The sequence below is a fragment of the Empedobacter sp. 225-1 genome (genome assembly GCF_030328185.1).
Lineage (GTDB): Bacteria > Bacteroidota > Bacteroidia > Flavobacteriales > Weeksellaceae > Empedobacter > Empedobacter stercoris.
The window spans coordinates 1-9,324 of the sequence record NZ_JACALO010000062.1; the positions used below are offsets into that span (position 1 = coordinate 1).

The 9,324-nt window shown below is 31.1% G+C and carries 9 protein-coding genes; 7 read left to right on the top strand and 2 right to left on the bottom strand.

Features of this window, described 5'->3' with window-relative positions; genetic code table 11:
- Nucleotides 1–86: 86 nt before the first annotated feature.
- Nucleotides 87–428 carry a phage holin family protein gene (locus tag HX088_RS13245; RefSeq protein WP_286484397.1) on the bottom strand — a complete coding sequence of 114 codons (342 nt, stop codon included), beginning with the start codon at nt 426–428 and terminating at the stop codon, nt 87–89.
- A gap of 130 nt (nt 429–558) precedes the next feature.
- Entirely contained in the window at nt 559–2,094 is a 1,536-nt protein-coding gene (locus tag HX088_RS13250) for a glycine--tRNA ligase (protein WP_225541654.1), read from the bottom strand.
- A gap of 320 nt (nt 2,095–2,414) precedes the next feature.
- Here HX088_RS13250 and HX088_RS13255 point away from each other — a divergent pair, with 320 nt between their 5' ends.
- From HX088_RS13255 to HX088_RS13285, 7 genes are all read left to right on the top strand, one after another.
- Nucleotides 2,415–2,738: a hypothetical protein gene (locus HX088_RS13255; RefSeq protein WP_286484398.1), complete on the top strand. Its 324-nt coding sequence runs from the start codon at nt 2,415–2,417 to the stop codon at nt 2,736–2,738.
- Between the two features lie 57 nt (nt 2,739–2,795).
- Complete coding sequence (locus tag HX088_RS13260) at nt 2,796–3,377, top strand: TlpA family protein disulfide reductase (RefSeq protein WP_286484399.1); 582 nt, start codon at nt 2,796–2,798, stop codon at nt 3,375–3,377.
- A gap of 84 nt (nt 3,378–3,461) precedes the next feature.
- Entirely contained in the window at nt 3,462–3,908 is a 447-nt protein-coding gene (locus HX088_RS13265; protein WP_484066522.1) for an HYC_CC_PP family protein, read from the top strand.
- A gap of 130 nt (nt 3,909–4,038) precedes the next feature.
- Nucleotides 4,039–6,285 carry a TonB-dependent receptor gene (locus tag HX088_RS13270; RefSeq protein WP_286484401.1) on the top strand — a complete coding sequence of 749 codons (2,247 nt, stop codon included), beginning with the start codon at nt 4,039–4,041 and terminating at the stop codon, nt 6,283–6,285.
- 13 nt (nt 6,286–6,298) lie between these two features.
- On the top strand, nt 6,299–6,700 hold the full coding sequence (locus HX088_RS13275; RefSeq protein WP_260543828.1) for a heavy-metal-associated domain-containing protein: 402 nt from the start codon (nt 6,299–6,301) through the stop codon (nt 6,698–6,700).
- A 161-nt stretch (nt 6,701–6,861) separates the two neighbouring features.
- Nucleotides 6,862–7,386 (top strand): tRNA methyl transferase PRC-barrel domain-containing protein, encoded by a 525-nt coding sequence (locus HX088_RS13280; protein ID WP_225541658.1) that lies wholly within the window; start codon nt 6,862–6,864, stop codon nt 7,384–7,386.
- A gap of 11 nt (nt 7,387–7,397) precedes the next feature.
- Complete coding sequence (locus HX088_RS13285; protein WP_286484402.1) at nt 7,398–9,182, top strand: endonuclease; 1,785 nt, start codon at nt 7,398–7,400, stop codon at nt 9,180–9,182.
- The last annotated feature ends 142 nt before the right edge of the window (nt 9,183–9,324 follow it).

Sequence of the window (9,324 nt, forward strand, 5' to 3'; positions counted from 1 at the left end):
ACAAATACGAATATATGTACTGTTTAAAATAAAATTTTATTGGTCTAATCCTGTATCATTTTTTCAGGACGTTACAACGTGTAAAATTAATCGCCCATCAATCCTCCAACTAAAGAGTTGACAAAAGCTAAAACAATTCCGAATAATAAGGCGTACCAGAATCCATCAACATGAAAACTATCTCCCATAATTGCGCTCGCTAATAATATAATTACAGCCGTAATTACAAATGAGAATAATCCTAATGTTAAGATTGTTATAGGTAAGCTAATAAATTGTAGCAAAGGTTTTATAAAAGCATTTAAAAGACCTATAACAATTGCAACAATTATTGCAGATCCGTATCCTTTGATACTTACTCCAGGTAAAATGTTAGCAAGTCCAAAGACAACTAATGCTGATACAAAAAGATTAATAATAAAGCCCATAATTTATTTTTTTTAGATTAATATGTTGGTTTAAAATCAAAAGTTTTGCCAAATCGTTAAAAAAATTAATAAAAAATAAAAAAAGCTCAGAACGTGCTGAGCTTTAGTGTTATTGTATTGAAAAAAAATATTATAATTTTTCGAAAAGATATTTCATGTTAACTTCTTTATCAATAATTTGTGCTAAATCATCAACAGAAACACGTTTTTGTTCCATTGTATCACGGAAACGTAATGTAACAGAATTATCGTTTAATGAATCATGATCAACAGTGATACAGAAAGGTGTACCAATTGCATCCATACGACGGTAACGTTTTCCAATAGAATCTTTTTCTTCGTAAATTACATTGTAATCTAAACGTAATTTTTTCACGATTTGTTCTGCAAATTCTGGTAAACCATCTTTCTTAACTAATGGTAAAATAGCCGCTTTGATTGGTGCTAAAGCTGGTGGTAAAGCTAAAACTGTACGTTCTGATCCATCTTCTAATATTTCTTCTTTTAAAGAGTTTGAGAAAACTGCTAAGAACATACGATCCAAACCAACAGAAGTTTCTACAACATAAGGTGTGTACGATTCATTTGTTTCGTTATCGAAATATTGAATTTTTTTACCTGAATGTTGTTCGTGCGCTTTCAAATCGAAATCTGTACGCGAGTGAATTCCTTCTAATTCTTTGAATCCGAATGGGAATTTGAACTCAATATCAGCAGCAGCGTTTGCGTAATGCGCTAATTTCTCGTGGTCGTGGAAACGGTAATTATCATTTCCTAATCCTAAAGTTTGGTGCCATTTTAAGCGAGTTTCTTTCCATTTTTCGTACCAATCTAATTCTGTTCCTGGTTTTACGAAAAATTGCATTTCCATTTGTTCAAACTCACGTTGACGGAATATAAACTGACGCGCAACAATCTCATTACGGAAAGCTTTACCAATTTGAGCAATTCCGAAAGGTAATTTCATACGTCCAGATTTTTGTACGTTCAAGTAATTTAAGAAAATACCTTGAGCTGTTTCTGGGCGTAAATATAAATCCATTGCTTGATCTGCTGTAGCTCCTAATTTTGTACCGAACATCAAGTTGAATTGACGAACTTCTGTCCAATTTTTAGAACCTGTTACAGGATCAGCAATTTCTAATTCTTCAATCAAAGCTTTTACATCGTCCAAATCTTCGTTTTCCAAAGATTTACCCATGCGTGCTAAAATAGTGTTGATTTGATTTTGGTATTCTACAACACGAGGATTTGTCGCAACAAATTGATCTTTATCAAAAGCATCACCGAAACGTTTTGCAGCTTTAGCCACTTCTTTTTCGATTTTACCTTCGATTTTAGCACAATGATCTTCAATCAAAACATCGGCACGGTAACGTTTTTTAGAGTCTTTGTTATCAATCAAAGGATCATTAAACGCATCAACGTGACCTGAAGCTTTCCAAGTAGTAGGATGCATAAAAATAGCAGAATCAATGCCGACAATGTTTTCGTGCATTTGTACCATTGCTTTCCACCAATATTGTTTGATGTTATTTTTTAGCTCAGCTCCGTTTTGACCATAATCGTAAACGGCTGATAATCCATCATAAATCTCACTCGATTGAAAAATGAAACCATATTCTTTCGCATGAGAAACTACTTTCTTGAAAATATCTTCTGACATAATTAATTGTGTGTTCTTATTTAAAGTGCAATTTTAGTGAATTTTGACGACTATTGAGGTATATTTTCGTAAAATAGAAAAAACATTTGAGTTATTAAGAAAATATTATTATATTCAAACAATTAACATTAAATTATTTATGAACTTTAAAATTTAAAAATTATGAAAAAATTAATTATTCTTTCTTTCTTTCTTTAGGATCATTATTTTCATGTAGTAATAGTGATGATACAATAGAAACAAGTTTAAAAGAACCAGTTTTAGGAAAAGATATTTTTTTTAAAACACCAGATGAGATACTACCCGGAGTAGCAAATAGAGTGAAAGTTAGTTTTGAATTTGCAATTGGTAGAAAATCAAGAGTTTGTGCAGGTTTTGGAATTTGTAAATTGACTACTTTTGGGATTGAAATTGTAAGTAGACCTAATAGTAATTTAGCTTATGCAGTCGCTGATTTAGAACAAGAAAAGGCTATTTTAGAACTATCTTCTGAATATCAAGGTTCTAAAGTAGATGCTATTCTAAGAGTTGATGAAGATATAATGGATGAAGAAGGTTTATATAAACTAAAAGCAGGTAGTTATAAATTAGATTCAAGTATTGGTCAATATGGAGGATATGTAATTCCTTTTGAAATTCTTTAATTTTATATAACGAAAAAGCAAGAATTTTTAATTCTTGCTTTTTTCAATTTTAAAAGTATGAAAAATTTATTATTTACAATATTATTTATTTTTCCTTTCTTTGGTTTTTCACAAGAACTATATCAAGTAAAAACAATTACAAATTATCAGAAACTTCTAGAAGATTTAGAGAAAGATTCTGCTAATGTGATTTATAGTTTGAATAAATCAGAATTAGATAGTATTGTAAAACAATCAACTAAAAAATATACCTTAATACATAATTTTGCTGTGTGGTGTGCTCCTTGTGTAGAAGGATTACCAGAGTTCTTAAAATTAAGAGGAGAGCTGAGTCATAATATTCAATTTCTACTTCTTACAACTGATAAAGATAAAAGTATATATCTTACAAATGCTCAAAACGATTTTGTAGAAAAATATCATGTGAATTACCCTACCTTCAATATTTCAGATAAATATGCAAAAGGAAAAAAGAAAAAGTATCACAATTTTGTACAACTCTTAATTCCAAATCATAAAGATTATGGTATGGGAATTTCAATTCTTATTCGAAATGAAGATAATAAAGTTGTATACGCTTCAACTTACAATGAAACAAAAGATGAAATTTTAGGAAAAATAAAATTATTCATTAACTGATAATTCTATAAACAAATCAGAAAATGATATAAATTTTCTATTCTCTGTATTTCAAAATTTTGTTTATTTTTGTTCGACATGAAAATGCAACATTACATAAAATACGTTTTGTCAATAATTTTGATTTTTTCAAATCTTAGTTATGCATTTTCTATGCATTTTTGTCAAGGAGAGATGGAGCAAGTGAAGTTGAATCATCTTGATAATAATTCGTGCGAGATGGAAATGACAACTTCATGTTGTCCTCCGAAATCAGAATCAAATCACTGTGAGATTCCACAAGGAGAAACAGAAGAAGATGATGATTGTTGCAAGGATATTTCATATTCGGATAAATTTGTAGAAAAACAAACAGTTAAAATTCAGAAGCTTTTTCCGATAAGTTTTATTGCTTCAGAAATTCTTCAAATTAAAATTTCGTTTCAGAATGAAGAGGTTAACAATCAGTCAAGTTTTCTTGATTTTTATGTTGCATCAAATGCGCCTCCATATTATATACTCAATTCTCAATTAACATTTTACGAAGGCTAATAACCGTTTTATTTCGATTAAAAACTAATCAGAAAGCAATACGTTATTACTTGAATATTAAAGTACTTGATTAAATCAAAAATCAGCAAGTACATAATAATAAATAGGCATTTAGCCTTAAATCGTAAAAATGAAAAAAATATTCACTTCAGTATTAATACTAAGTGCTGCGTTAACTTACGCACAATCTACTTTAAAAGGAAAAATAACAGATCAAAATCAGCAAGCAATTGTTGGAGCAGAAGTATTCTGGGAATCGACAGATATAGCTGTACTCACAGATGAAAATGGAAATTTTGAGATCGAGAATTATCAACCAACATCAGTTTTAGGAGTTTTTTATGAGAATGAAACAACTACTTTCAAAGAGTTAAAAGACGAGTTTATAACTATTACAATCAATGTAAAAAATCATTTTGGCGATACGTCTTTAAATGAAGTTGTGTTACGAGATACAAGTAGTTCACTTAAAAAATCGAAGTTTGCAACCAATATGACGACAATGTCAAGCAAAGAATTGTTGAAAGCCGCTTGTTGTAATTTGGCTGAATCTTTTGAAACAAATCCTTCCATTGATGTCAATTTTTCGGATGCGGTAACAGGAAATAAACAAATCAAAATGTTGGGATTAACATCACCGTATATTTTGATTGCGGAAGAAAATATTCCGAATGTTCGTGGAGCATCACAAGCTTTCGGACTTGGATTTACACCTGGAACTTGGGTAGAAAGTATTCAGGTTACAAAAGGTGCGGGAACGGTGATTAATGGGTACGAAAGTATTTCTGGGCAGATTAATACAGAATTAATAAAACCTGCTGACAATATTCCATTGTTTGTCAATTTGTATGGTTCATCAGATTCTCGTTTCGAAGGGAATGTACATTTAAATAAAAAACTAAATGATAAATGGAGTTCTTCATTGTTTTTGCATGGAAACGCACGTTTATCTAAAAATGATATGAACGATGATGGATTTTTAGACAATCCACTTGGTCATCAAGTAAATGTGATGAATCGTTGGCAATATCAAAACTTAGAAAAAGGTTGGGTTGGATTCTTTTCTGCACGATATCTGAATGATCAAAAGCAAGCTGGACAGTTAGATTTTGATAAAAAACGCGACAAGTTGACAACTAATTATTGGGGATCAGAAATCAATACAAATCGTGTTGATGTTTCATCAAAAATAGGATATGTTTTTCCAGAAATGCCTTATCAAAGTATGGGATTACAAACAGCGTTTAGTTACCATAAACAAGATTCTTATTTTGGACTGAATCAATATGATATCGAACAACAGAGCTTTTATGCTAATTATATTTTTAGTTCGATTATTAGCAATACAAAAAATAAATTCTCTACAGGAGCGAGTTTTACGTACGATAAGTTCAAAGAATTTGTAGCGCTTCCGACAGATGCGAATTATGATCGAATTGATAATTCAGCAGGAGCATTCTTCGAATATACCTTTGATAATATGAAAAATTTCAATATGATTGCAGGGCTTCGTGCAGATTATCACAATCGAATGGGTTTCTTTTTGACGCCACGTTTGCATACACGCTATACACCTGCAAAAGGAACAACCATAAAAGCTTCTGTTGGTCGAGGAAAACGCATGAATAATATTTTTGCAGAAAATCAAAATTTGTTTGCTTCATCAAGACAATTTAATATTATTGGAGATGGAGGAGAGATCTATGGTTTAGATCCAGAAATAGCTTGGAATTATGGTTTTTCTGTAACGCAAGAGTTTAAATTATTTGGAAAAAACGCAGATATTACAGCAGATTTTTATCGAACAGATTTCGAAAATCAAATTGTAACCGATATTGATTATTCAGCTCGTCAGGTTCGTTTTTATAATTTAGAAGGCGATTCGTATGCAAATTCTTTTCAGTTTGATTTTAATTATAATCCATTTACACATTTCAAAATAAGAGCATCATACAAATATTATGATATCGCTACTGATTATGAAAAAGGAAAATTAGAACGTCCATTGCAAGCAAAACATCGTTTCTTTACGAATTTAGAATATGAAACGCATGAAACGCATGAAAAAAATTGGCGTTTTGATATTACTTATAATTGGATAGGAAAACAACGTTTACCAAATACATTGGACAATTTGCCAGAAAATCAATTGAACGAGTATTCGAATCCATTCGGAACAATGAATTTTCAGATTACAAGAGTTTTTTCAAAACGATTTGAAGTGTATGTAGGAGGGGAAAATGTAACAAATTATCAACAAAAACGTGTCATTTTAGGAGCTGATAATCCTTTTGGTTCAAATTTCGATAGTTCGATAGTTTATGCACCAGTTTTTGGACAAATGTATTATGCTGGATTAAGATTTAGTTTAAAATAAAAATCATATAAAAATGAAAAAATTATTAACTTTTGCTTTAGTTGCGACTTTAGGAATTAGCGCACAAGCACAAAATAAAAATGCAAAACATGAATTGCATGTGAAAGGAAATTGTGGTCAATGTAAAGAACGTATAGAGAAAGCGGCTTATGCAGTGAAAGGTGTTAAAATAGCCACTTGGGACGAAGATACACATAACTTGCATATTGTTCTGAATGAGACAAAAAATAAGGTTGATGCGGTAGAAAATGCAGTAGTTGCAGTTGGGCATGATACGAATGAGAAACGTGCAGATGATAAGGTTTACGAAAATTTACACTCTTGTTGTTTGTACGAACGCGAGGAGGCTGAAGGAGAGCATTACACCGAAGCTAATCCTAAAAAAGATGAGGATCATTCAAAACATCAACATTAATTTTATTTTTATGGAATATGAAAAAAAGACATCAGTTTTGATGTCTTTTTTTTGTTTTCAGCAATTAAGTTAATTTCTTAATGTTTAATTAATATTAACACTTTATCTTTGCAGTCCTTCTCTTTTTTTAAGAGATTTTAACAATAAAATCACAACAAGTCATGATCGGACAGATTGTAGAAATACCATACGAATCGTTAGTTTATCAGAAAGAAAAGCCTGTTTTTTTATCGAAAGAGGAAGAACTTTTTTGGAGAGTTGAACAAAGGCGATATTCACTTTTTGATGGATTTATTGTTGGTGAACATAATGGAGTAGAAGGATTTGAAATTGGTCAACGAAAAGGTTTGAATGTAAGTGGAAAAAAATTGCCTGTCTATGTGATTGGAATTGATGAACATGAAAATAGGCTTTTTGTAGGTCAAGGAAAAGATCATCCCGGATTATTTTGTGATGTATTCCTTTTTACTGATCAAAATATTAATTGGTTAACGCAATCAATTGACGAAGAAGAAATAGATGTTGAAGTTACTTCATCTATTTTGAGAGAAAAGAAAGAAGCAAAGTTTTATCAATTTGGTGAGAAATATTTTTTGGAATTTAATATTCAAATTCCATTAATCTTGAAAAATTATACAATAGAACTTTCTTGTAACAAAACAAACTTTATAAAATTAAATAAATAATTACTTTAAAAATGAAATTGAAATTTACATTTCTATCATTTGCTTTAGCATTATTTGCTCAAGCACAAAAAGCTCCAGCATATTACTCGAGCATTGATTTTAATAAATCTAAAAATGAACTTAAGAACGAGTTAGCAACATTGATTTCTGATACGCATAAGAAAAATGTTTCTTATTCTGCGGGTTTAAAAGAATTGTTCAAAACAAGTGATGCAGATCCTCAGAATCCATCTAATTTATTATTAATTTACGGATCTCAAGATTCGGGAACGCACCAAAGAAGTCGTTCTTTTTCTGGATCTTGGAATAGAGAGCATGTTTATGCAAAATCGAAGGGAACGCCAAATTTAGGAACTTCAGGTCCTGGTGCGGATGGTCACCATTTACGTCCAGCTGATATGAGTTTAAATAGTAAAAGAGGAAATTTATCTTTTGATGATGGAGTAGGAGCAATGGCGATGAAAACTAACCGTGGAGGTTGGTATCCAGGAGACGAATGGAAAGGAGATGTAGCTCGTATTCTGATGTATATGTATGCAAGATATAATTCGAGAGCTTTACCTCTTAATATTACATTTGGGCCAAGTACATATTCTTCAGATTTTCCTGATATTTTATTAAAATGGAATGTAGAAGATCCTGTATCTCAATTTGAGATTCAAAGAAATAATGTTGTTGCAAATGTACAAGGAAATAGAAACCCTTTTATTGATAATCCTTATTTGGCGACAGTTATTTGGGGTGGACCTGACGCGCAAAATACTTGGCCAGAATCTTTCGGAGGAGAAGGCGGAGGTGAGCCAGATACAGAAAAACCTACGGTTCCTACAAATTTAGCGTCTACAAATGTAACTTCTTCAAGTGTATCTTTAACTTGGACAGCTTCTACAGATAATGTTGGTGTGAATCGTTATGATGTTTACATGAACAACGAATACAATTCAACAGTTAACTATAACAATGCTACAATTTCTGGTTTAAAAGCTTCTTCTACGTATTCTTTTTATGTTGTTGCAAAAGATTATGCAGGAAATAAATCTGATAACAGTATTGCAATAGAAGTGACAACTCAAGAAACTAACACAGGGGGGGGGTCTGGAGAAGGAACAACTTGTGGAACAGAAGACTTTGAGAATATTCCATCAACAGGAGGTACACCACCTGCATCATCTTACACTGATAGAACTTGGTCTAATAATGGAATTGTGTGGAGTGCTACTAATGCAAGAACAGATAGACAAGTTTATATCGATGGAGATAGTAACAAAGCAATTTGTATAAAAAAAGGAACTTTAACATCTTCTACTATTTCTAGAGGAATAGGTTCTTTATCCGTTAAAACGTATTTACCATTTTCAGATTCTGAAGGTTTTTATACGTTAAAAATTAACGGAGAAGTAAAAGGACAAATTCCTTATTCTAAAAAAGCCAAAACGACTACAATCGAAAACATCAATGTTGAAGGAGATGTTGTCATCGAATTGGTTGATGAAACAACAAATAACCGTGTTTCTTTTGATAACTTGTCTTGGACTTGTTACGAAAAATTAGCAACGGATGATGTGAATATGAATTCAGCGAAATTAGTTATATATCCTAATCCGGTTAAAAATCATGAGTTTATTATCAATGGAGTTGAGAAGAACGAAACGATTCAGATTTATAATCTTAATGGACAATTAGTTCAAACCATTCAACACGTAACTAACAATTCAAAAGTTAAATTGAATAATTTACCTAAAGGAATTTACATCGTGAAAACAAAAAATCAATCCAATAAAATTATTATTAATTAATAATAGTAGCTATTGAATCAAATAAAATAACCAGCTCAATGAGCTGGTTATTTTATTTGATATATATGTCCCGTCCTGAAATAGCGATACAAAAAAGAAATCGTTATTATGGAAGAAAGAAGCAATTATGTCAAACGTACTC